Origin of the sequence: Paenibacillus sp. RU5M, assembly GCF_900221055.1 — a bacterium.
GTDB lineage: Bacteria > Bacillota > Bacilli > Paenibacillales > Paenibacillaceae > Paenibacillus > Paenibacillus marchantiae.
On sequence record NZ_OBQM01000006.1, the window covers coordinates 102,089 to 123,467 of the forward strand.

Consider the following 21,379-nt stretch of genomic DNA (forward strand, 5'->3'; position numbering starts at 1 on the left):
GAAAATAATAAGTTTACATAATAATTATTACGTTGTTAAAAATTCGATTCTTTTTATTTCCCCTCAAAAGGTCTATTTTTCCTCAGCTTTGTGTCCCACATAAATAAGATCTGACTCTTTGCTCAAACTATGTAGGTTAGCAGGTTTCTGCCTCATCCCCCAACATGGCAACTGCGATTTTCAGAAAATCCTCTTTTTGAATCTGCAAATGACCATATCTAAAATGATATCCCCAACGTGTCTGTCCCCGAGTAAGGATCAGTTGGTCCAGTAAATCAGCGATCTTCACCTGCTGACAAGGATAATACTGAACATTCCTCCGATACGGGACAAAGGAATCTGACACATGGTACGTGTACACCTGATCGTCTATTATGCGCCCTATGGCGGTGAATGCTTGAAGTACCTTGCCTCCTTGCATGCTTGTTCGCGGCGAATAATAGATCAGCCAGTCTCCTGCATTCATTTTGCGCAGAGAAGCTACCTTGCCGTGACAGAGCTGGGCGAAGCCCCCTTCCACCCCCTTTTCCACATGTGATGCAGACACAACGCCGATCCAGTATCGGTTTCCTTTTTCAGATTCAGCCTCAACATCTAACTGATAGGACAGAAATTCTCTCGTTTGAGTCTGCTGAATTTCTGTGCTATTTGCCATCAAATCATGCTTTTCCTTTTCCTGTTCATTCATCTCTGCACCTGTTCTTCCCATGCCTTCTTCAGACGCTCAAGCTGCAAGAAATGATGACGATAATGCATTTCGACCAATGCAAACCATTCCTCTGCATTCAAACCACCAAAGCTTGGATGTGCCAACGTACATTCCTGTGTTGTTTCTTCCAACAGCACTTCCAATCTCCGCATTTCATCCCTTACCTCATTAAATCCTTGAATTATTGATTCTCTTCCATCCGGTTGTAGTGGAGTATACTCAGGAGAATCAGGAACGTGGATACGTATCGGAGGAAAACTTGCTTGCGCAAAAACAGCTTCACCTGTTTCTGTTTTGCCCTGGTTTCTCTTCTTGCCCGAGTCCTCGTCTGCGCTTATACAAAGTTGAACATTGGCTAAATGCATTTTCATCGCAGACTGAATTAAATGCTGGTACATCTGGCCTATCGACCACTCAATCTCACTGGGTTTGTAGCTTAACTGAGCATCGCTCATCAGATCCAGTTCCTGCAAATAACGTTCCAGCGTCAGTTCAAAATCACGTCGAATCTCTTCGTTGTTCCTTGTTATTGTCGTTTCCATACAAATACACAACTCCTTCAATCGGTTATAAACCGATCATACACAAACACTACTGACAGCGTTATGTCAGTAGTGTTTAAGGAGATTGCTTGCTTCCTCGCGAATTCGAATTCTTAATGATTCGGGCTCCAAGACCAGAGCCGAGGCTCCCCATCCAAGTATCCAATGCAATACGTCTTCTGGATTCCTTACACGAAAATCTGCGTATAATCCATCTGTTTGCAGTTCTGCTTTCTCCATGTAGTAATTATTCGCTTCAATCACTCTATTTGCAATTCGACCATGAAACCAAACACGGACATGCACATCACGGTTGTCAGGTGGTGAGTAGCTGTGAATATTAAAACCTGGAGGAAGATCGAATGGGTCTGTGCTAATCTCCAGATCACTCATGCGGGATATACGAAAATGACGAATCTCCTGTCGCAAATCACATCGGGCAATCAGCATCCATGAGCCTTGCATCCAAAGCATCCCGTAAGGGGACGACATACGAACGGTCTTTTGTACGGTTTCATTAATAGTTCCATGCTTATGGTAATGAAACCGGATTTTGAGTTTATTCTGCATTGCCTTTCGGATGATTCCCATATGTTCGATCTCTCGCTCGTGTGTATCACTGTCCGGTGAACGAAGTAAACGGATACCCTGTTGTATCTGTCCCACCTCTTCCCGAAGAGGCACAGGCAGGATTGCTTCAATTTTCGAACGGGACGTAAAGGATGTACTTTTGTAGTAGTTATCGAAGCGCTGTTCGACAAAATCAAGCCCGATTAGAAGTGTAACCGCTTCTTCAGCTGTCAAGCTGATCGGAGGCAAAAAGTATCCTTCCATAAGTGAATATCCTACTCCGGGTTCTCCCACCACAGGAACTCCTGCCTCACATAACGCCTGAATGTCTCTGTATATGGTTCGGACACTTGTTTCAAACAAGAGGGCTAAATCTTCCGCACGTTGAACCTTCCCCCGCTGCAGCTCAAGTACGATAGCCAGCATACGATCCGATTTGTTCAAGAACACACCTCCTTGTATGTAATACTAATTACACTCATCTTCATTGGACATCTATTATAAGTAACATATGGACAATTGAAAAGCATACTAAAGAACAAGTCTTAATTATGGCCGCGTCGACCCATTTTCGTAAGGTGTTTCATTAAACCACAAAGACCAACCCGCAGAGTATAGGTTGGTCTATAAAAACTTTTATGATATTGAAATTCAGAGAAAGCTCGGACCTCACTACTTCCAGGATCATTGGGTAGAACCCCTCCTATCGTGCTCATCAATCACCTTGTTTACCGCTCGTAGTATTCCTCCACAATATCCGTATTGGAAGCCGCCTTCTTCCACAAAAGCCTGCTGAATTGGATGCAACTTCCCTTCCTCTTCACCATGTAACCCTTCAATTGTTGTTATTTCACTGCCAACACATTGATAAGACATAACGAGACAGGAAACCTTCGTAATAATCATCCTTATCTATCGTCCGTTAGAGATAGTTAGCAAGCAATATAGATACAGCTTATGAGTTAATCCAAAATAATAAGCTTACATAATAATTGTTACGTTATTTTAAGTTCATTTTTTTGATGTTTTCTTTTAAAAGGTCGATTTTCTCCCCATCTTTATTCACCACATAAATATGGTCTGGTTTTTTGTCCAAACTTTTACCGCTAATCATCAATTGGTGCCCGCCTTCTATGTTGTATTTTCGAATATATAATCCCGATCCTTCATCTTCATAAGGGTACGCTGCAAAATCATTCCATGTCAGGCTGTCTCCTTTCTCTGCGAGAGTATTTAGTTTTTTTAAGGGAATGGATGTACTCGCCCCCCCCTGATCATTATTTGCCTGACATCCTGAACAAAATGCAACCAAAAGCAACAATACTAAACTGAGTTTTCTAGGAATAAGTTTTGTCATTATTCTTCCTCCTTAAATCTTTATGTGGAATAATTTGTAATAAATATCTTGCTTTTATCACTATTGTACCATAACATAATTACCGTATATTACATTTTTTAGAATTTATTCGAGAGGGGGTTCTCTATTCATAAGCACAGTTGAGTTAAACACATTTCACATCGCATTTGGAATCAAAATATTTAATAAATTTCAGGAGGGGACGTAACAATGAAAAAATTAGTTTCATCTTTATTTGCAATGATCTTGTTATTCACACTAGCGTTACCTGTATTAGCTGAATCAAACAGTTCCAAAAAGGATACTTCTCCCGCAGCTGAAACTCAAACATGGTTGAATTGGTTTGACAAACTCACTAAAGAAGATCAATTAAAAGTAAGTTACAAACCAGCTGAATTAATATCTTTTAACGAGAATGCCCTCCTATCGTTACCTAATGTAGACCCATTAGCTTCTTTCGCTCCAGATACTAAAGAATGGTTGAACTGGTTTAACAGTTTAACAGAAGAAGAACAATTACAGGTGAATTATCGACCTGCTGAATTCGCCTTATTGAATAAAACAGAAGTCACTGTTCATGAAACCCAATACAACAACCAGACTATTGATTCTAAAACAAACTCAAATGATCAATTAACTCTTCAAGCTCTTGAAACAATGCCTACTGGTGGATATGAACACCCTTATTCTTCAAGTGCATGGGAAAATTTGACGGATAAAGCTAATTGCTATGCATACATGTTGAATACATCCACATATTCTGGACATAAATTACAACCAGGTGAACTGGCCGGAAAAGTTTTTACAAGTTTAACTTCTTCGAGCATCATTAGTGCCTCTAAGCTTGACATGCCATATTTAAATAAATCCCTACGAACTTCTACATATAGTGAAGTTCCTGGATACAGAGAGTACAAGGTAGCACTTGTTATTGCACCAAATTATGATTATCATTGGTACAGACAGGATGCTGATGGTGGGTGGTCACATAAGCGTGGGCTAACTGCTATTGATTTTAGAGATGCCAGTGGTAATTCGATTCGTAATCCACAAACAGCTGATCGTAATTATGGAAATGGTCTGAATTATTCGACTTGGGGCGGATGGTACATTATCAAATATTAATCGTTAGAAATAAAGACCGAGCGAAGCGGAGATATGCCCTCCAGCGCCCGGTCTTCTTTAATTCCGTAGTTCAATCACAGGTCAATTACTTTCTTCTCTTCCGTTGTTAAAATGGATGATGATAAACAGGTTTCTCCTGCGGTACGAACTGCACGAAGAATCCCTCCATATCCAGTGCAGCGGCACAGATTACCGCATAATCCCGTTTCGATCTGTTCCTGACTTGGCTGCGGATTGCGGTCCAAGAGAGCCTTAGTGGAAATCACCATCCCGGGTGTACAATACCCGCATTGGAAGCCGCCTTCTTCCACAAAAGCCTGCTGAATTGGGTGCAACTTCCCTTCTTCTTCACCATGTAACCCTTCAATTGTTGTTATCTCGCTTCCAACACATTGATAAGCCATAACGAGACAGGAATTGACCGGCTCTCCATCCATCAGTACCATACATGCACCGCAACGACCAACCTCGCAGGAAACTTTCGTTCCGGTCAGATTCAGTTGCGTCCGTAGTACATCCACAAGACGGGTTGTCTGGGAAATGTGCAATTGTTTCTCCTCGCCATTCACAACGGCTGTCCAGAAATCGCCCAAAGGTTCAGTCATGATGAGCTCACTCCTTCCTGAAGCAAGACGCCAATTGGTTTGATCAGTTGATCGCGCGGAACCGGCAAACGATTAACCCACACCCCTGTAGCCTGATGAATCGCAGCGGTGATGGCCGGAGCAAGCGCCACCGAACCAATCTCGCCAATCCCCCGTGGTCCAAACGGATCTCCCTCTGGCAGATCTTCAATTGCCTCCACCTCCAGGTTGGTGTGAATGTCGCGAATCGTCGGAATCAGGTAGGTGTCCAGATTGGTTGTCATATAGCGACTGTCTTGCATCACAGCATCCTCGGTCAATGTAAAACCCAGAGCCATTACACTTCCGCCTTCGATCTGTCCGATGAATCCCATTGGATTGATGACAGGGCCAGCAGCCACCACATGCCTCGTATCCAGTAATTTGGCTTCCCCGGTTAGCGTGTTTACCTCCACTTCTGCCGCTACTGCCGCATACGTATATAGATAATGCCCCCCCACAACATTGTCCGGCGTGGTCGGATATTCAAATTGAGTATCAAAAATCCAATCTACTGCTTCTCCATGCTTCACCAGATCAACGTAAGAAACAACAACTCTGGAATTCATCGCCGGTTCATTCGCTGTAACTTCTGGAGAAAGCTGTCCCTTGTGCCATACTCCCTCAATTCCAGTAATCAGTTCGGCAGCCGGAATTCCTGACAAAGCAGAGGCTACTGACAAGATTTTGGAGCGGAATGGTGTCTGTAATCGCTGAAGAGCCATCCAGGCCATCGTCGTTGAACGCGAAGCGGTGCTTGAACCACTGTGTGGCACTCGATCCGTATCCCCAATGATTATGCTTAGATCGGATGTTGAGCAGTAGAACAGATCGCAGAGCATCATTTCAAGCGTAGCAATAAGTCCCTGACCGAATTCTTCGTAGCTGAATGCCACCTCAATCTTACCTTCGGCATTCAGAGATAGACGCCCGCCCGCCGGATCGGGAATGCCATAACCAAGCCCTGCTCCGTGCATCGCGATGGCTGCACCCACTCCACGTTTAATCCAGGGAGGCAGAGCAATATCTGTTGGGGGATGCTGATGCTTTTGCCATAACTCCGAACGATCCAGCGCCTCCCATACTTGCGACAGACCATCCGTGACCAGAATCCGTTGATTTAGTGGCCCTGGATCGGTCTTTTCCCTCATGTTGCGTCTCCGAAACTCCCAGGGGTCTATATCCATAATCTCGGCGAGTCGATCCATCTGACCCTCCATTGCAAAGATCGCCTGATTTCCGCCAAATCCGCGAAACTCTCCCGACACCCCATTATTCGTATATACCGAGACACCCTCCACATCTACATGGGGAATAGAATAAGGTCCGAGACAGTGTTCTGTGCAAAAATTCAGGACGGGTGCCCCCAGCGTGGCATATGCTCCGGTGTCTGCGGTAATGCGGACTCGGTGAGCCTGGATCATGCCTTCACGGCTGATTCCGGTCTGCATTTCAATTTTCATCGGATGACGCTTTAATCCTGCACGTACGGATTCTTTGCGTGAATTGTGCATTTTCACAGGACGTCCGGACCTTAAAGCAAGCAGTGCCCCATAAGGCTGTACATTCAGCTCATCTTTCCCACCAAAAGAACCGCCTATCGGAGACGAGACCACCCGAATATCTTCTTCGGAACAGCCAATGATTCGGGCAAGCTGCATCCTGTCCTTGTAACCATGCTGTGTCGCCGCGTAGACATGGAGTCTCCCACTTTCATCAGGAACAAATAACCCGCCTTCCGTCTCCATATAGGCATGCATCTGGCGAGGGGTATAATACGTCTCACTCACAATATGTTCGCATGCAGCAAAGCCCTCATCTACATTGCCTCGTTTGATTTCGGTACGGTGCAGCACATTGCCGGGACCATGTTCATGGAGCTCAGGTGCACCGGGTGCCAGTGCAGCCTCTGGGCTGTCCAGCGGAGTCCATTCTTCATACTCAACCCGGATGGCATCCAGAGCGAGCGCTGCACGTTCCGGGGAGTCCGCAGCAACTGCGGCAATGGCATCACCGACATAACGAACGACATGCTCGCAAAATACAGGCTGATCCGGAGTTGCAATGCCAAACAGGTTCAAACCGGGCACATCTTTCGAGGTGAGTACGGCAAATACACCCTCTATAGCCTCCGCTCCGGTTATATCGATAGATAATATGCGGGCATAGGGGTAAGAGCTTCGAAGGACCCTTCCATGGATCATATCGGGCAGCGTCATGTCTGTCAGATATTGAAGCTGTCCTGTTACTTTGCCTACCCCATCTGGCCGCAGATGCCAGCGTTTCCCACTATTATCCCGATTCAACAGCATGATCTCTCTCCCCTTTCTCCCCTCAGAAGCTGTTGGGCTTACGCTTTGCTTCTCCAAAATGGTTTTCTTCTATGAGCGAAGTGCTTCCCAGAGTCCGGCTCCGAGCATATTACCTGCCGTTTGCTTACGGTACTGTTCTGTAGCAAATGCATCGCTATAAGTCACGAATTCCGAAGCTGCCGAGGCAGCTAGCGATGAAGCTTGCATAACAGAAGCCTCCACGCCAAGAAGCAACTTTTCCGACTCCGTAAGTCGCATGGCCATGCCTGAACCTCCACCTGCAGCGATCGCTATTTTATTCCAGCGGCCATCTGCATCCACTTCTCCGTGAAATGCAATCGTCACCAGCGATGCTGTAAAGGTCTCCCGCCGACCCAGCTTGCGGTAAAATGAAATTTCACGCGTCGCAGATGACTGCTCGCTGGTGACATCAGGGAAAGGCGTATGTTTCATCGGAATATGAATGGAAATTAACACATCATTCGGATTGCGACTGCCGTCACGACCACCGTTCAGCCAAGACGAAAGACTTCGCATCTCCATGCCGTTGTCCGTCATCCAGTACAGCTGTGCATCGTAGACAAGGAGTGCAGGGATCGAGTCACCGACTCCCGATACAATGTTTCCGCCAATTGTCGCCACATTCCGGATAGAAGGAGCAGCGATAGCATTCATTGCAGACTGTAATAAGGGCAGCTGTTGCAGATGAACGTCTGTGGCACAATGACTTAATCGCGTCAGTGCTCCAATGACCAGCTCATCTCCACCCACATATACGCCGCTTGCACCTGGAATACGGGCAAGGCTGATCATATGCTCAGGTACAGGAACAAGGCCGCCCTCCCACTGAGTACGCAATAATGTGGCCCCTGCTGCAAAACAATACTTCCCGGACAGTTCACTCTTTGAAGCTTGAAGCTCATCTAGATTAACTGGCTGCCAAACCGTTGGTTGTGCTCCAGACCCATATGCCGACATGACCATCCTTCCATCTCCCTTCTCTATCTGGAATCTGTCTGCGGGACGTTGGATATGAACGAATGATCCAAATAATTCTTCAAATCATATGGGACTGCAACAATAAGGTCAATTATCTTCACATCATTTTGGATAAATGTATAAATAGACTCTTTGATTTGTGCCTGATGCATTGTTTACTGCGATAAGCTAACACAAGCCATTTCATAACCAATTAGATCAAAACAATAAAGAGGCCAACCAGATGGTCTGGCTGACCTCATTACTGCGAGAAATAATACACAAGGAATCGCTCCTTCTGCCTTGATTTTCATTCATCTTATGCCATTCACATAATCCAAAATACGTTCCAGCTCTGGTTCGGTATCCGCATCCCAAAAGCTAAATTCAGACAAAGATACATGCTTGCCTGCATATTTGGGATTGCGCATGATTTTTCGCGCTCCCTCATCTCCGCTAAGCGACAAAAGAGGCCCCAGCATATGTTCACGAAAGGCGACCGGAGGCTTGCCTCCACCGCCATTGGTAGCTGCTGCATAATCACACAGTTTGTTGGAGGCTAACGACTCAGCAACCCTGTTAATATCTTGTGCCTGCAATAGCGGCTGATCTGCCAAAATTATCATCACACCTTCTGGCTTGTATGCTATAGCAGACAGAATGCCACAGTGAAGGGACATGGCGATACCGTATGCATAGTCGGTACAGATTGCAATCTGAAGCCTCGTGCTCGTATCTGGAGTACAACCATATGATGCTGCATTGAGCCACATGGAGGGGATCCACGCTAATGAATCCTCGGGTTTGACCACACAGATAACTTTCTCCAAATCGGATTTCAAGGCAGCTTCCAATGTCCATGCGGCCAAACATCTTCCATCAGGCATGACGATAGACAGTTTATCCCGCCCCATTCGGCTGCTCTTACCTGCCGCTAGCACGATGCCCGTCAGTCGCATGTGCAATCCCCCTCTGTACTTTGCGACGCTCTGCGGCAACAGCTGCTCTTTTACAGGCAATAAGTTCTGCTGCGATGCTGATTGCGATCTCTTCCGGTCCATCGGCACCAATGGTCAAGCCGACGGGTGAATGCAACTGTTTTAGTGGAGGGAGATCGTTCAGCAAACGTGCTGTTCGCGTTCTGGAGCCCATAATACCAAGGTATGCATAATTCCGATCCTCAAGTAATTCAAGAAACTCCCGTTCTCTCGGAAATTGATGACTCATCAATACGATATAATCCCCGCTTTGGATATCCAGTACAGGTATGATCTCACTTGGGAAACCGCGAACAAACTCAACACCCGGAAAGCGTTCAGCGGTGCAAAAGGTTTCTCGCCAATCTGCTACAACCACACGAAATCCTGCCGATTTGCCCAGACGGGCGACCGGGATTACATCATTTCCGGCTCCAATGATAATCAGACGGGGTTTGGGCACATATTTTGCGGAGATCTGTAAAGGGATATCCCACTTCTCCACCTCAGTCAATCCATGCCTCTGAAGATCACTCTCTCCAGAATTAGATGTGAGATCATCAGCTTCAGACGAATGAATAACGACCAATGATAGTCGCGGTGTCTCCTCTGTAATCAATGTGTTTATTGGATTTAGAGAAGCTCCCTTGACAGCTGGAGAAGAGTATAATGATGTCTGCCTTTCTGCACCCTCAGCGAGCTGAATCACATAATGAATCCGGGTGTATTGATCGTAGAATGAACGGGTTAGCTCCACAGCTGATCCAGATTGAAAATACGCATGCATATGGGACATGATCGACCTGAGTTCACCACATACCGGCTCTAGCAGCACTATAATTAACCCGCCGCAGCCAATCGTTTCTCCCCAGGACATATCATCTTCGGGACGCATATCATACTCCACGAATTCCAACTGCTGTGTATGCAGCACCCGGTCCACCCTGGCCTGCAGATCACTCTCCAGACAACCTGGACTGATACTGCCATACACCACACCTTCTTCGGTCAAAAGCATAGAGACTCCTTGCTTACGGTAAGCATGACCTTCTACCTTAACCGCTGTTGCGAGAACACAGCGCGGTTCCCGCCCTGCAATTGCACACAGATCATGCATTTCCATCGCGTCTCCATCCTTTCAGGGATTTGAATCCGAATCCGAAGAAGTGATTCTGGACCTTCCTAGCGTATATTGAATATCCAACTTTTGCTCAGATAGTTCATTGGGTGAGTTTCATACGGCTGCGTTCGATTAGATGCGTTTCATCAATCTTGCAATACTTTTATCCGATTCACGAAGCACAATGCCACGATCAATCGTTTGAATCTTCCGGTTTTGGAGCACGATGCTTCCATCAATAATAACGGTGTCTACACAGCTGCGAGTTGCGGAATAGACTACACGGGAATACACATCAGTCTCATAGGAAGGGTACGTATGAAAATCATCCAGATCCAGCAGCAATATATCTGCTTTTTTACCCACTTCCAGACTGCCGATTTCCTTGGACATTCCGAGCACTTCTGCTCCACCCATCGTCGCCATACGAAGCACCGTACGGGCGTCCATCACTGTTGGACCGTGAGGCACCTTTTGAATGAGCGCGGTCAGGCGCATTTCCTGGAACATATCCAGATTGTTGTTGCACGGCGCACCATCGGCACCAATCCCTACCGCAATCTGGCGATTCAGCAGATCAGGAATATCCGCTATACCTGAGGACAGTTTCATATTCGATCCAGGGCAGTGGGTGACTTTTACCCCGCGTTTGCGAATAATCTCCTTCTCTTCCTCACTCAGCCACACACAGTGGGCAAGCACCAGTCTTGGGGTAGCTAGACCGATATGATCCAGATAGACAATGTTGCGCATGCCACGCTCGTGTTCTACCAGTTCGATCTCGCCACGATTTTCGGAGGCATGGGTGTGCACTTTCACATGGTACTTATTCGACAGGTCACGCACCTCAACCAATAATTCTTCGGTGCACGAGACGACGAAGCGTGGACAAAACGCATACTGAATACGGCCACCGCCGAATCCATTCCATTTCTCCAGCAAATCGACACTTTGTTGCAGCGAGGTAGCCGTATTTTCACGCAGCGGTTCAGGAACTTCATCCCCGTGATCCATCATCACTTTACCGGAAATCACCCGAATGCCGCTCTGTGCCATCGCCTGAAAAGCCGAATCGGTATGATGCACGGTCTCCATATCCAAAATGGTTGTTGTCCCGCTGGAAATCAATTCGCCCAAGCCGAGCATCGCCGAGTAATAGACAGACTCTTCATCATGCGCTGCCTCAAGCGGCCAGATGCGTTGGCGAAGCCAATCCATCAGCTCCAGATCGTCCGCACGTCCACGGAACAAGGTCTGACATAGATGAATATGCGTTTGGATAAAACCTGGAAGCAGCACTTTGCCTCGAGCATCAATGACCTGATCTGCCTGAACATCGATATGCTCTGCAATTTCTTTGATTTTATTGTCCTCGATCAGCAAATCTCCCGTAAATACATCCTCTTCTGCATTCATTGTGACGAGTTGTGCACCTTTTAGCAGGATCGTTCCCATGATAATCTCCCCTATCCGTATCTATCTGCTTAATTTTATTAATTCTGATCCTGCACAGTTAAGATGATCTTCTTTGGATCTATGCATGATGCTTTACATAAATCACGCTACCACCCGATAGCCATGCCATCTCCCCTGGGATCTGCTGCCCCGCTAATCATGCCATCTTCACGGATGACAATCCCTTGTGACTGCCCCATAATTCCGTCCCACGGCGCTCTGGCTTCGACGTTATGTCCCCATCGGGCAAGCGTGTCACATACGTCGTCATGATAGCGGTTCTCTACTCTCAGCGTGTCACCCTCTTCACCCCAGGTACGCCCATACACCCAACGCGGTAGCCCAATGGCTTCCTGAATGTTCAGACCATAGTCCAGCACACCCGTAAGAACCGATAACTGTGTCTGGGGTTGGCCCTCACCACCTTGCGTGCCTACGAGCATATAAGGTTTCCCGTTACGAGTGACAAGACCCGGCATTAGGGTGTGGAATGAGCGTTTATTCGGTTCCAATACGTTAACGTCCTTCGGATCAAGTGAGAAAAAGGAACCGCGGTTCTGCATGATCACACCCGTATCCCCAGGCACATAAGCAGCGCCAAAATCAAAGTACAGGCTCTGAATAAACGAGACGGCATTGCCTTCATTGTCCACAACCGCTGCGTAAGCCGTATCCTGACCCATCATTTTGGACAGAAAAGGCTGTGCCACAGCAGGTGGAGCGGACTGAATCTCGTTCCATAATTCATCTCCATAAACCTTGGATAACAGATTTTCCAGCGGAATATCCCTGAACTCCGGGTCTGTGAGATAACGATCACGGTCACGAAAAGCCTTTTTAACCACTTCAACCATCAGATGATAGAACTCGGGGGACGTCCGCGCAACGGAAGAGAGATCAATATGTTCCAGCATATTCAACATTATCAGCATCGAGAAGCCCTGTGAATTCGGCGGCATCTGGTGAACTTGATAGCCACGGTAATCGGTAGTGATCGGCTTCACCCACTCTCCCTTGTGAGCCGCGAAGTCCGCTGGAGCGAGCATGCCGCCATCCTCACGAATAGCCGAAGTTAACTGCTCCGCCAGTTCCCCGGTATAAAAAACATCACGTCCACCTGCCTGAATCAGGCGAATGGAAGAGGCAAGATCAGGCTGCAAGAGTAGATCGCCTTCCTGCAAAAGTGTACCAAAAGGGGCAAATACCGCTCGCAGCGATGTATGCCCCATAATGAAATCCTCATCACGTTCCAGCCACAGGCGCAGATTTCGGGATACAGGGCATCCCTTTTCCGCATATTGCGCAGCTGGTTCAAGTAACTGTTCCCACTTTAACTTTCCGTAGCGGGACCAGACTTCCCACCATGCATCTACCATTCCAGGAACCGTAATCGCACTAAGCACGCCTCGTTGAGGAATGGCGCTCATCCCCATCGCTTTGAACGTATCAGCATGAATGCCTGCTGCTGAACGACCACTTCCGTTGTAGGCCGTTATATCACCACTTGTTCCATCGTGAATTAGAAAGAAAGCATCTCCGCCAAGTCCTGTCATGTGTGGGTAGACTACACCCAGTGCGGCACTTACAGCGACAGCAGCATCATAAGCGTTACCACCTTGCTGGAGGATTGCGCTGCCAACCGCACTCGCTAAATAATGTGGGGAGGTAACCATCACCTGTCTGGATATCGGCATCTGGTTCAACATAAGACGCCCTCCTTCCCGGCATACACATCCAGCGCTGCCTGCACGGCCTCGCCTGCTGGCAAGGCGTGACGATGACGCAACAGTACAGCTTCCAGTGCGCCCAGCACATGAAGTACATTTTTGCGCTGGCAGCTGAATCCCATCGTACCAATACGCCAAATCTTGCCTTTCAGTGGTCCAAATGAGCTAGCAATCTCAATACTGAAATCGTTCAGAAGCATGCTGCGTACCGACTCACCATCCATACCATCGGGTATTTTGATACAAGTCACCACCGGAAGTTTAGTGGACATTTCTCCATACAGTTTCAGCCCCATGCCCTGAATCCCCGCAACCAACGCTCGTTCATTAATCCGATGTCTCTGAAAACGGGCATCCAGACCTTCCTGAAGCAAAATTCGCAGTCCTTCGTGAAGACCGTAGAGCATCGAAGTAGCCTCTGTATGATGGTTTAACCGTGCCGAACTCCAGTAATCCTGCAATTGGCTCAGGTCAAAGTAATTACTGGCAATCGTGCGCCCTTCAGCCCGAGCACTTGTTGCATCGCGGAGGCCTCGTTCCACGGTTTTGCGGCTCTTCAGTTTCTTCTCCACACGGCTGTTATACGTTAATGGCGCCATCCCGGATGGGACGGACAAACATTTCTGCGTTCCTCCCATGACTGCATCCAGATGCCAGGCATCTGTCTCCACAGGTGTTCCGCCAATTGTGGCAACCGCATCAACCACAAGTAAAATATCCAGTTCACGACAGGCTTTGCCAATCTCGGCGAGTGGCTGCATTTGCCCGGTTGATGTCTCACCGTGAACCATCGCAACCAAACTCGGCTTATGTGCATGGATCGCCTTAATAACTTCTTCGGGATCAAATACCGTTCCCCACTCTGTTTCAAAAAAGATAACCTCGGCACCACATCGCTCCGAAATTTCAACCAATAGATGTCCGAAACGTCCATAGATGGGGATGAGCACCTTGTCCCCTGGCTGAATCAGACTGACCAGCACGGCTTCAATCCCTGAGCGGGATGTACCATCTACCGGATAACACCACTCATTGTCTGTCATGTATAGTTCACGCAGCATGGCCATCGTCTCATTCATCAGGGAAGTGAACTCCGGATCAAACTGCCCCAGGATCGGGAAGGATAATGCCCTCAGAACTCTTGGGTCGACTTCAACTGGCCCCGGTGTCATGATCGTCCGCAAGGACGGGGACAATTCTTTATAGTTGGACATCTTCACTCAACTCCCGTAACCGTATTTATAGAGTAACTGAACCAGAACCCGGAAACCTTTCATCAGGTCCTCTTCAGCTGTATATTCAAGGGGATTATGGCTAATGCCATCTTGGCTTGGTACAAATATCATCGCTGTAGGACAAGCCGGCTGAAAGATCTGCGAATCATGTCCTGCGCCGCTTGGCAAGTGCATATAGGATAATTGCTCCACTTCACAAATATCACGAATGTCTGACGTAATCTGTTCGTTCATCGGAATAGGTGTGACAGACAAGTGCTCCTCCCAGTTCAGTCCGAGCTGTTGCTCGGCTGCGATTCTGCTAAATTCCTGTAGCATATTGTGCCAGCATCGATCAATGCTCTCTTGCCTGATATGCCGGATATCGAGCGAGAATACGGCCCGGGATGCAACGACGTTACCCACACCCGGATCGGCTGTTATTCGACCCACAGTGGCTACAAGTGGTTCTCCCGCTTCAAGCGCAATGCGTCTTACGGCTGTGATCATCTCGGCTGCACCTGCAAGTGCATCCTTGCGCCAGGACATCGGTGTAGTTCCGGCATGATTGGCTTCGCCACTTACTGTAATGCTAAAGCGTTTCTGGCCTACAATATCCGATACAATACCAATCGAATGGCCCAATCGATCAAGGACCTGACCTTGCTCGATATGAAGTTCGATAAATGCACCGTATGTGTGTGAAGCCATTCTATAGCTACTATCTGGTCCAAAGCCTGCATCATGTATTGCCTGTGCAAAGGTAATGCCTTCTTGATCCTTCAAATGCTGAACTTCTTCCAGCACGCTTACCCCCGTTATACTTCGTGATCCCCAATAAGCGAAGGGGAATCGACTACCTTCTTCCTCGCATAGGGACACGACTTGAAGCGTTCGTTTGGGTGCCCCAAAATTTTTCTGTAGATACTCTAGCGCGAGCACTCCTGCAACTACGCCATATGCACCGTCATACTTCCCACCTTGTACCACGGTATCGATATGGGAACCCGTAACAATCGGCGCCTCTTCCATTCCTGTTCCTGAACCCGTACCGTGCAAAGTTCCATACAGGTTGCCCGATTGATCAAATTCAGGAGCCAACCCGTTCTCCTGCATTTTTGCCGCTAGCGCATGCTGTGCCTTACACCATGCTTGGTCGTACAAAAGACGTGTCACACCTCCCTGGGGATCAGCGCCATATGTAGACAACCAGTCAAGCATGCCTTGCAGCTGCACCTGCTCCAATTGCGGCAAAGCCTGGGTGGGACGTTCCGTACCGGAAGGCGTGTGTACTTCAAAGTCCGTCATGATACCCCTCCGTTCCTTCAACACCAACCGGAACAGATGAGTTAGCACGGATAAATCGTCCCACAGGTTCATCCGACAATCCTGTTTTTGAACTGTATACTCGTGTGCCCCGGCAGAACACCTCTGCAATGCTAGAGGAAAACGTGCTTCCCACATAAGGACTCTGTTTATATGTGTAGTGCAGGTCATCCGTATTTAAGGTGGTACTCTTCTCCCAATCAATCAGTACCAGATCCGCGTCCTTGCCGATGGCGATCTCACCTTTGTTCTCCAATCCAAGCCTTCTGGCAGGTTGCAGGGCCAGGACTCTTCCCAGCAAAGGAAGGGCTACATTTCGCTGAAGATGTCCTTCCTCCAACATGAGCAGCAGCGTACTTTGCGCACCCGAGATGCCACCCCAGATTTCAAAGAAATTATCAGATTGTTTCATCGATGGCGGACAGGGTGAGTGGTCGGATGCAATAACATCAATCAGACCTGCTGCCAGCGCATCCCATAACTGATCTTGCTCAACCTGACTCCGCAATGGCGGCGCACACTTCGCTACAGCTCCCAACCGGACAACATCCTCCTCTGTCAGAGTCAGGTAATGTGGACATGTTTCAGAAGTTACATCCAGCCCGCGCTGTTTTGCCTCTGCAATCAGATCAAGCGCTTCCCGTGTACTGATATGAACAAAATGAAGTGCACATCCGGTTTGCTCCCCATATTGCAGCGCTCGTGACACCGCCCGAACCTCTGCTTCTGCTGGGCGAGATTGCACGTAATCCATCGGGCCGATTCGTCCATCTGCAATACTCCTTGCCCCAAGTTCAGCAACCATCGCTTCGTCTTCCGCATGAAGCGCCAGTACATGGTTTAGCTTTGCAATCTCGTACATGCCATTCAAAAGTGTATCGTCATCCGCTCTGGCGAAGATGTCTTCCCCTTCTCCGCCAGGTTCGGACATAAATGCCTTGAATCCGGCCGCACCCATATCGGCCAAAGGTGCAAGCTCGGCCCGATTGCCGGGAACAAGTCCTCCCCAGAACGCATAATCAACATAGGATTGACCGTCGGCTGCTTTCATTTTCGACTCCCAAGCCTCCGGTCTAATCGTTGGAGGGACACCATTAAGCGGCATATCGACATACGTCGTAATTCCACCAGCAGCCAGTGATGCGGATCCCGATTTGAAACCCTCCCAGCTCGCGAGTCCAGGTTCATTAAAGTGAACATGTATGTCCACAGCCCCCGGCATCACTGTGAGGCCAATTGCTTCTATTATTTCAGTATCTTCATCACCCACCAGGTGTGAGGACAAAGCTGATATTTGTTCACCAGTAATCCCAATATCCAGTTCTTCCACGCTATCTCTCAACACAACCCGGGCCCCCCGGATGATCGTATCTAATCTTGTCATATGGATGACCCTCCTCTGATCAGAACTGGATTTGTATATTTCAGCTTCCCCGGTATGTACTGTAACCTCCAGGCGCAATCAACAGAGGAATGTGGTAGTGACTTGAAGCATCGGATACGGCAAACCGGATCGGCACAACCGTCCATAATACCTGCCCTAATTCTTCAAGAGATCGCTGTGCGTAATATCCCTCAACGTTGAAATGAAGCTCGTAGACCGCTTGCTCAAGCTTCCCGCCTTCAAGCAAAGGTGCATCCAGACGCCCATCGGCATTGGTCAACGATTCAGCAACTTTCATTTTGCTTTCCTTCTCGCCATTCCTGTGTAATACAAAAAGTTCAACCCGCACGCCTGCGGCCGGAACGCCCTTGGAAGTATCCAGCACATGCGTAGTAATCCGTCCTCCAGCTACCGACATCATGCCTCACCTTCTCTCTTCGAGCCCCTCTGGTCAGCCTCTAGATCATCCCTTGTCATTGAGAAACCCTGAAACCCATAAGGAGGCCTGGCCTCGGTGAATACTTTGCCTTCTCCTTCTTTTACTTCCTCCAGCACCGTTTCCCATGTCCGATTGTTGGATTCAAATGAAACCTCACTGAGCTGTCCAAATCGTCGCAATAGCCTTAGTCCAATCTGATAAATTAGATGCTGAATGGATGCCGAACGACACGCATGGAACACGGCTGCAGCTACATCTCTTACCTGCTCCGCCGCTACATAACGTCCGCGCTGATCGTCCATGCCATCTCTCGGGTCTTCGTAACGCCAATTGATATTCAGGAAAATGAACAGTGGACGGTCCCATGTCTCGGGTAAGGTGGTGTGCTCATCCTTGACGAAACCGGCAAATTCACTGCCTTTGACCTTAATCAGCCTGATATCTGCGACACCACTGAAATGATTGTTCAGTTCAACCTGATTTCCTTTTCGCTGCGCTTCAATTGCAGCCGTCGCGCGATCATTCTGGGAATAACGGAATACCAGCTCGCTTGCACGAAGGCTTCCTTCTCTGCGAACAGGCACATCTTCAAAAGGAATCTGATCTGCCGTCATTTGCACTTTGGTCATCTGCGGATATGTCTCCAGAAAACGTCGGCTAACGTAATCGAGAAAACCCTCCACCGTAGCTCCGTAGTAATCCGCAGCATGTTTCAGGATGAAATTCTTCATTGAATCCGTTGCAACGACGCGAGAGTTATCTCCTTCGATAAAAGAAGGCAGAAATTCGTCGCCTTGCACGGCTACTTTAATGTTTAATCCGAACAGGATATTATTCCGTCCGGTGAATGGAGATTCCGGGATGGGCTGAATACCCGTCAACGGTTTGGCGTATGAGCGGTACATCCATACATCTCCTTTGCCGTAATACATGGTCCGTTGCTTTACTTCGGATGGCTTAAATTCAATCTCATGTTCATGACCAATCTGCACCAGCCACTGCTCCAATCGAATGGAAGCAATCTTGAACACTTCCTTCAGGGCGGTCTGGAATTCCTCCTCTCTTCCTCTCCCATTGCGCTTCCGCATGGACTCCAGGATGGACTGAGCTGTGTGACCTTTCACGGCCAATATAAAAGGAAAGCCGAATTGGCTTGTATATTCTTTGTTTAGTTTACTAAGTTCGTGATATTGCTCCGACGAAAGTGAATTAAGCCCTGCACCAGCCTGTTCTTGAACAGAATTGCTGCTCATGCTGATCCGCGCACCGAGATCCGGGTGATTGCAAAGCAACTGCAACTTGACCTTCTCATCGGATGTCTGAACTGTGTTCTTCATGACATTCATCATGTGTTCAAAAGAGTCAAATGGCCGTGAAGGCCAGGAACGCTCCGCCACCCAAGGTGATTCTTCGAATAGTCCGCCAAACGTATGCACGAACTGTGTGATAGACCAGTTGTTAACGAGTTTAATGAAGTCGCCCATGTTAGAACCTCCGGTCTTCTGTGGATTGTTGTTTTTCATTTTAAGTGTCTCTCGATACTGCAACAACAATATTTACGTAATTTTGTAATATAACATAACATCAGTTATGTGATTTGTTAGCAATGCACGGGATTTGGTTGTTCAAATGTAATGAAAAGCTGAAAAACCGCACTTCCTCAAGGGAAATACGGTTTTATCTGACATGCCTGTTTCATTGTCATGCTGCACAACACTTGTTCTGGATAATGATTATGATATAAAAATTGTATTAGAGGGGTCTACTCTTCAGATTAATGATGCTGCGAATACGGCCTTGCCGTAGTTTTGTCCCGCACAAACTTACGGAAGGTGAACACGAGCTTTAATTTCAGCAAATCATTAGTCTTCTTAAAGTCCATTTGCAGCAAACTTCCGACTTTCTCCATCCGATAGGTAACGGTATTCCGATGCACAAATAGTTGCTTCGCAGCTTCGTTAATGAGTCCGTCATTCTCGATAAAAGATTCCAACGTATTCATCAGTACCTGATTGGGATCGCCGTCCCTGGCCAGTAAAGGCTCAAGTACTTTATTGCAGTAATTCTCCATGATGTTATCTGGAACATGTTGGAACACATAGGCGAATTCCAGCATCTCAAACTGGAGAGCCCGATCCTTCATACCGAATCGGCGAGCCAGTTGGCGAGTATCCAGACATTCCTGATAGGCTTCGCGTAGCGACTTCGGCTCATGCTTCATTTTGCTGATCCAGAAACGCGGTGAAGATGCTCCCTTGGCTTCCTGTGCTGCAAGAACATCCCCGAATCGATTAAGCAGGAATGCTGATAATTCCTCTCCATAATCCCGCCCCGTTGGACAGGTATAGATGGATAATATGCCATCTTCGATCTGAAAATGCTGTGAGGCCGTGAATTGCATAAGCGGATTGTACTGTAACTCGCGGTGGATCTGCTTCAGCAGCTTCCCCTCTGCAAAAACAGACGGTTCCAGCGTGATCAACACACATTGATAGGTCCCCTGGAACAGATGAACGCCTTTATTCTCGCTGAGCTTGGTGAGTTCATCTACCGTCATTTTGTTATCTAGATATTGGGTTAATAGTGTGCGCATCTCATCCTGAACGGTGGGGTTAATGTGTTCTCGATAGGTCATATCCATATAGAATGCCAGGACATCCGCAGCTTGCTGAAATAATTCTTCCTCTGCTCTAAGAGACAGCGCTGAGTCTGTAAAGACGAGCAAAAATCCGTATTCTTCATCATTCTGCTTGATGGGTACCCGGTGGCAGCTTCCCTGATTCCATTTCACTCGGTGCATGACGGATTTCCAGGGCCAACCTTGTACTACCGCATCTCCAGCAATACCTTCGCTACCATAGAGCAAATGTCCGCGGGAGCCAATAACCGCAAGTGGATAATTCAACACGGTAACTAGTTCGGCAAATACATTCCGATGCTGTTGCTGCTGCAATGCAAAGTGCATCAATTTTTTTTGTTTCTGCACCACCTCGTGCAGTAAACGATTGCTGCGTTCATGTTCAGCCTTGAATAACGCATTCATCTGGTCGGAAAATGTAAACTGAAACGGCAGTTCCAGCAGCGGTAACCGCAGTCGATCTGCTTCCTCGATAATCCCTTGCGGAATGGCCTGCCAGAAGCGGCCCAATTTAATGCCAAGCCCAGCACAACCGCGTTCGTTCAGGCGGCGCATCAAACGAAGTGCATCGGTCTCGTTGTCTTTCATAATAAATGCGGTTGTGAACAGCAGTTCTCCGGATTTGATCCAATCCGCTATATCTGGAGCGTCCATGACGTTAACGGATTTCATCATCCGCGAAGTCCCTTCCCCACCTGCAACCAGTTTGGCCTCAGACAACGGGTATACCTGTAAAGCCTCTTTAACCGTAAGCTGCATGGACATTACCTCCCATATATATAACGCATAAAGCGGTTTGTATCCTTGATCTGGATGTAACCAAAGGTTATTCACTTAATTTTACCCATTTTATTGCAATGAACCTTGAATGTTGTTAAGTATT

At 47.6% G+C, this 21,379-nt stretch carries 19 protein-coding genes; 1 reads left to right on the top strand and 18 read right to left on the bottom strand.

Annotated features, from left to right (window positions below; all coding sequences use genetic code 11):
• Nucleotides 1–136: 136 nt before the first annotated feature.
• The 5 genes from CRO25_RS18490 to CRO25_RS18510 form a co-directional block, all read right to left on the bottom strand.
• Complete coding sequence (locus tag CRO25_RS18490; protein WP_256863681.1) at nt 137–688, bottom strand: EVE domain-containing protein; 552 nt, start codon at nt 686–688, stop codon at nt 137–139.
• Nucleotides 685–1,251, bottom strand: coding sequence for a DinB family protein (locus tag CRO25_RS18495; protein ID WP_079695984.1), 567 nt, complete (start codon nt 1,249–1,251; stop codon nt 685–687). Before CRO25_RS18495 ends, CRO25_RS18490 begins: the two co-directional genes overlap by 4 nt.
• 66 nt (nt 1,252–1,317) lie before the next feature.
• Entirely contained in the window at nt 1,318–2,265 is a 948-nt protein-coding gene (locus CRO25_RS18500; protein ID WP_079695985.1) for a YafY family protein, read from the bottom strand.
• 240 nt (nt 2,266–2,505) lie between these two features.
• Entirely contained in the window at nt 2,506–2,727 is a 222-nt protein-coding gene (locus CRO25_RS18505; RefSeq protein ID WP_079695986.1) for a 2Fe-2S iron-sulfur cluster-binding protein, read from the bottom strand.
• Between the two features lie 94 nt (nt 2,728–2,821).
• A complete protein-coding gene (locus tag CRO25_RS18510) occupies nt 2,822–3,178 on the bottom strand; it encodes a hypothetical protein (protein WP_072732914.1) in 357 nt (118 codons plus the stop codon).
• Between the two features lie 210 nt (nt 3,179–3,388).
• On the opposite strand from CRO25_RS18510, the gene CRO25_RS18515 reads away from it, so the two are divergent.
• The gene (locus CRO25_RS18515; protein WP_072732913.1) at nt 3,389–4,303 is read left to right on the top strand and encodes a hypothetical protein; all 915 of its coding nucleotides are present in this window, start codon (nt 3,389–3,391) and stop codon (nt 4,301–4,303) included.
• A gap of 74 nt (nt 4,304–4,377) precedes the next feature.
• Here the strand turns inward: CRO25_RS18515 and CRO25_RS18520 are convergent, their stop codons facing one another.
• The 13 genes from CRO25_RS18520 to CRO25_RS18580 form a co-directional block, all read right to left on the bottom strand.
• Complete coding sequence (locus tag CRO25_RS18520) at nt 4,378–4,908, bottom strand: (2Fe-2S)-binding protein (protein ID WP_079695987.1); 531 nt, start codon at nt 4,906–4,908, stop codon at nt 4,378–4,380.
• The gene (gene pucD, locus CRO25_RS18525; RefSeq protein WP_079695988.1) at nt 4,905–7,238 is read right to left on the bottom strand and encodes a xanthine dehydrogenase subunit D; all 2,334 of its coding nucleotides are present in this window, start codon (nt 7,236–7,238) and stop codon (nt 4,905–4,907) included. The genes CRO25_RS18520 and pucD overlap by 4 nt, the downstream gene beginning before the upstream one ends.
• A gap of 69 nt (nt 7,239–7,307) precedes the next feature.
• Nucleotides 7,308–8,222 (bottom strand): xanthine dehydrogenase family protein subunit M, encoded by a 915-nt coding sequence (locus CRO25_RS18530; protein WP_079695989.1) that lies wholly within the window; start codon nt 8,220–8,222, stop codon nt 7,308–7,310.
• Between the two features lie 308 nt (nt 8,223–8,530).
• Nucleotides 8,531–9,175, bottom strand: a complete 645-nt coding sequence (locus tag CRO25_RS18535) for an NTP transferase domain-containing protein (protein ID WP_177031119.1) — start codon at nt 9,173–9,175, stop codon at nt 8,531–8,533.
• Nucleotides 9,141–10,316 (bottom strand): XdhC family protein, encoded by a 1,176-nt coding sequence (locus CRO25_RS18540; RefSeq protein ID WP_079695991.1) that lies wholly within the window; start codon nt 10,314–10,316, stop codon nt 9,141–9,143. Before CRO25_RS18540 ends, CRO25_RS18535 begins: the two co-directional genes overlap by 35 nt.
• A 129-nt stretch (nt 10,317–10,445) precedes the next feature.
• The gene (locus tag CRO25_RS18545; protein ID WP_063563926.1) at nt 10,446–11,768 is read right to left on the bottom strand and encodes a 5'-deoxyadenosine deaminase; all 1,323 of its coding nucleotides are present in this window, start codon (nt 11,766–11,768) and stop codon (nt 10,446–10,448) included.
• A gap of 107 nt (nt 11,769–11,875) precedes the next feature.
• Complete coding sequence (gene ggt, locus CRO25_RS18550) at nt 11,876–13,474, bottom strand: gamma-glutamyltransferase (protein WP_079695992.1); 1,599 nt, start codon at nt 13,472–13,474, stop codon at nt 11,876–11,878.
• Nucleotides 13,468–14,709 carry an alanine--glyoxylate aminotransferase family protein gene (locus CRO25_RS18555; protein ID WP_079695993.1) on the bottom strand — a complete coding sequence of 414 codons (1,242 nt, stop codon included), beginning with the start codon at nt 14,707–14,709 and terminating at the stop codon, nt 13,468–13,470. Before CRO25_RS18555 ends, ggt begins: the two co-directional genes overlap by 7 nt.
• Before the next feature lie 6 nt (nt 14,710–14,715).
• Entirely contained in the window at nt 14,716–16,017 is a 1,302-nt protein-coding gene (locus tag CRO25_RS18560; protein ID WP_079695994.1) for a Zn-dependent hydrolase, read from the bottom strand.
• Entirely contained in the window at nt 16,004–17,419 is a 1,416-nt protein-coding gene (gene allB / locus CRO25_RS18565) for an allantoinase AllB (RefSeq protein WP_079695995.1), read from the bottom strand. The genes CRO25_RS18560 and allB overlap by 14 nt, the downstream gene beginning before the upstream one ends.
• Nucleotides 17,420–17,459: 40 nt before the next feature.
• Nucleotides 17,460–17,837, bottom strand: a complete 378-nt coding sequence (gene uraH / locus CRO25_RS18570; protein WP_063563931.1) for a hydroxyisourate hydrolase — start codon at nt 17,835–17,837, stop codon at nt 17,460–17,462.
• A complete protein-coding gene (gene pucL, locus CRO25_RS18575) occupies nt 17,837–19,381 on the bottom strand; it encodes a factor-independent urate hydroxylase (RefSeq protein WP_306454173.1) in 1,545 nt (514 codons plus the stop codon). Before pucL ends, uraH begins: the two co-directional genes overlap by 1 nt.
• 251 nt (nt 19,382–19,632) lie before the next feature.
• Nucleotides 19,633–21,255 (bottom strand): PucR family transcriptional regulator, encoded by a 1,623-nt coding sequence (locus tag CRO25_RS18580; protein ID WP_079695997.1) that lies wholly within the window; start codon nt 21,253–21,255, stop codon nt 19,633–19,635.
• Between the last annotated feature and the right edge of the window lie 124 nt (nt 21,256–21,379).

Bases quoted from the DNA above. Each gene is read 5' to 3' on its own strand.
- pucL (WP_306454173.1), bottom strand. From the start codon at position 19,381: ATGAAAAACAACAATCCACAGAAGACCGGAGGTTCTAACATGGGCGAC.
- uraH (WP_063563931.1), bottom strand. From the start codon at position 17,837: ATGTCGGTAGCTGGAGGACGGATTACTACGCATGTGCTGGATACTTCC.
- allB (WP_079695995.1), bottom strand. From the start codon at position 17,419: ATGACAAGATTAGATACGATCATCCGGGGGGCCCGGGTTGTGTTGAGA.
- CRO25_RS18505 (WP_079695986.1), bottom strand. From the start codon at position 2,727: ATGATTATTACGAAGGTTTCCTGTCTCGTTATGTCTTATCAATGTGTT.
- CRO25_RS18530 (WP_079695989.1), bottom strand. From the start codon at position 8,222: ATGGTCATGTCGGCATATGGGTCTGGAGCACAACCAACGGTTTGGCAG.
- CRO25_RS18520 (WP_079695987.1), bottom strand. From the start codon at position 4,908: ATGACTGAACCTTTGGGCGATTTCTGGACAGCCGTTGTGAATGGCGAG.
- CRO25_RS18580 (WP_079695997.1), bottom strand. From the start codon at position 21,255: ATGCAGCTTACGGTTAAAGAGGCTTTACAGGTATACCCGTTGTCTGAG.
- CRO25_RS18510 (WP_072732914.1), bottom strand. From the start codon at position 3,178: ATGACAAAACTTATTCCTAGAAAACTCAGTTTAGTATTGTTGCTTTTG.
- pucD (WP_079695988.1), bottom strand. From the start codon at position 7,238: ATGCTGTTGAATCGGGATAATAGTGGGAAACGCTGGCATCTGCGGCCA.
- CRO25_RS18535 (WP_177031119.1), bottom strand. From the start codon at position 9,175: ATGCGACTGACGGGCATCGTGCTAGCGGCAGGTAAGAGCAGCCGAATG.
- CRO25_RS18515 (WP_072732913.1), top strand. From the start codon at position 3,389: ATGAAAAAATTAGTTTCATCTTTATTTGCAATGATCTTGTTATTCACA.
- CRO25_RS18495 (WP_079695984.1), bottom strand. From the start codon at position 1,251: ATGGAAACGACAATAACAAGGAACAACGAAGAGATTCGACGTGATTTT.
- CRO25_RS18545 (WP_063563926.1), bottom strand. From the start codon at position 11,768: ATGGGAACGATCCTGCTAAAAGGTGCACAACTCGTCACAATGAATGCA.
- ggt (WP_079695992.1), bottom strand. From the start codon at position 13,474: ATGTTGAACCAGATGCCGATATCCAGACAGGTGATGGTTACCTCCCCA.
- CRO25_RS18540 (WP_079695991.1), bottom strand. From the start codon at position 10,316: ATGGAAATGCATGATCTGTGTGCAATTGCAGGGCGGGAACCGCGCTGT.
- CRO25_RS18555 (WP_079695993.1), bottom strand. From the start codon at position 14,709: ATGTCCAACTATAAAGAATTGTCCCCGTCCTTGCGGACGATCATGACA.
- CRO25_RS18490 (WP_256863681.1), bottom strand. From the start codon at position 688: ATGAATGAACAGGAAAAGGAAAAGCATGATTTGATGGCAAATAGCACA.
- CRO25_RS18560 (WP_079695994.1), bottom strand. From the start codon at position 16,017: ATGACGGACTTTGAAGTACACACGCCTTCCGGTACGGAACGTCCCACC.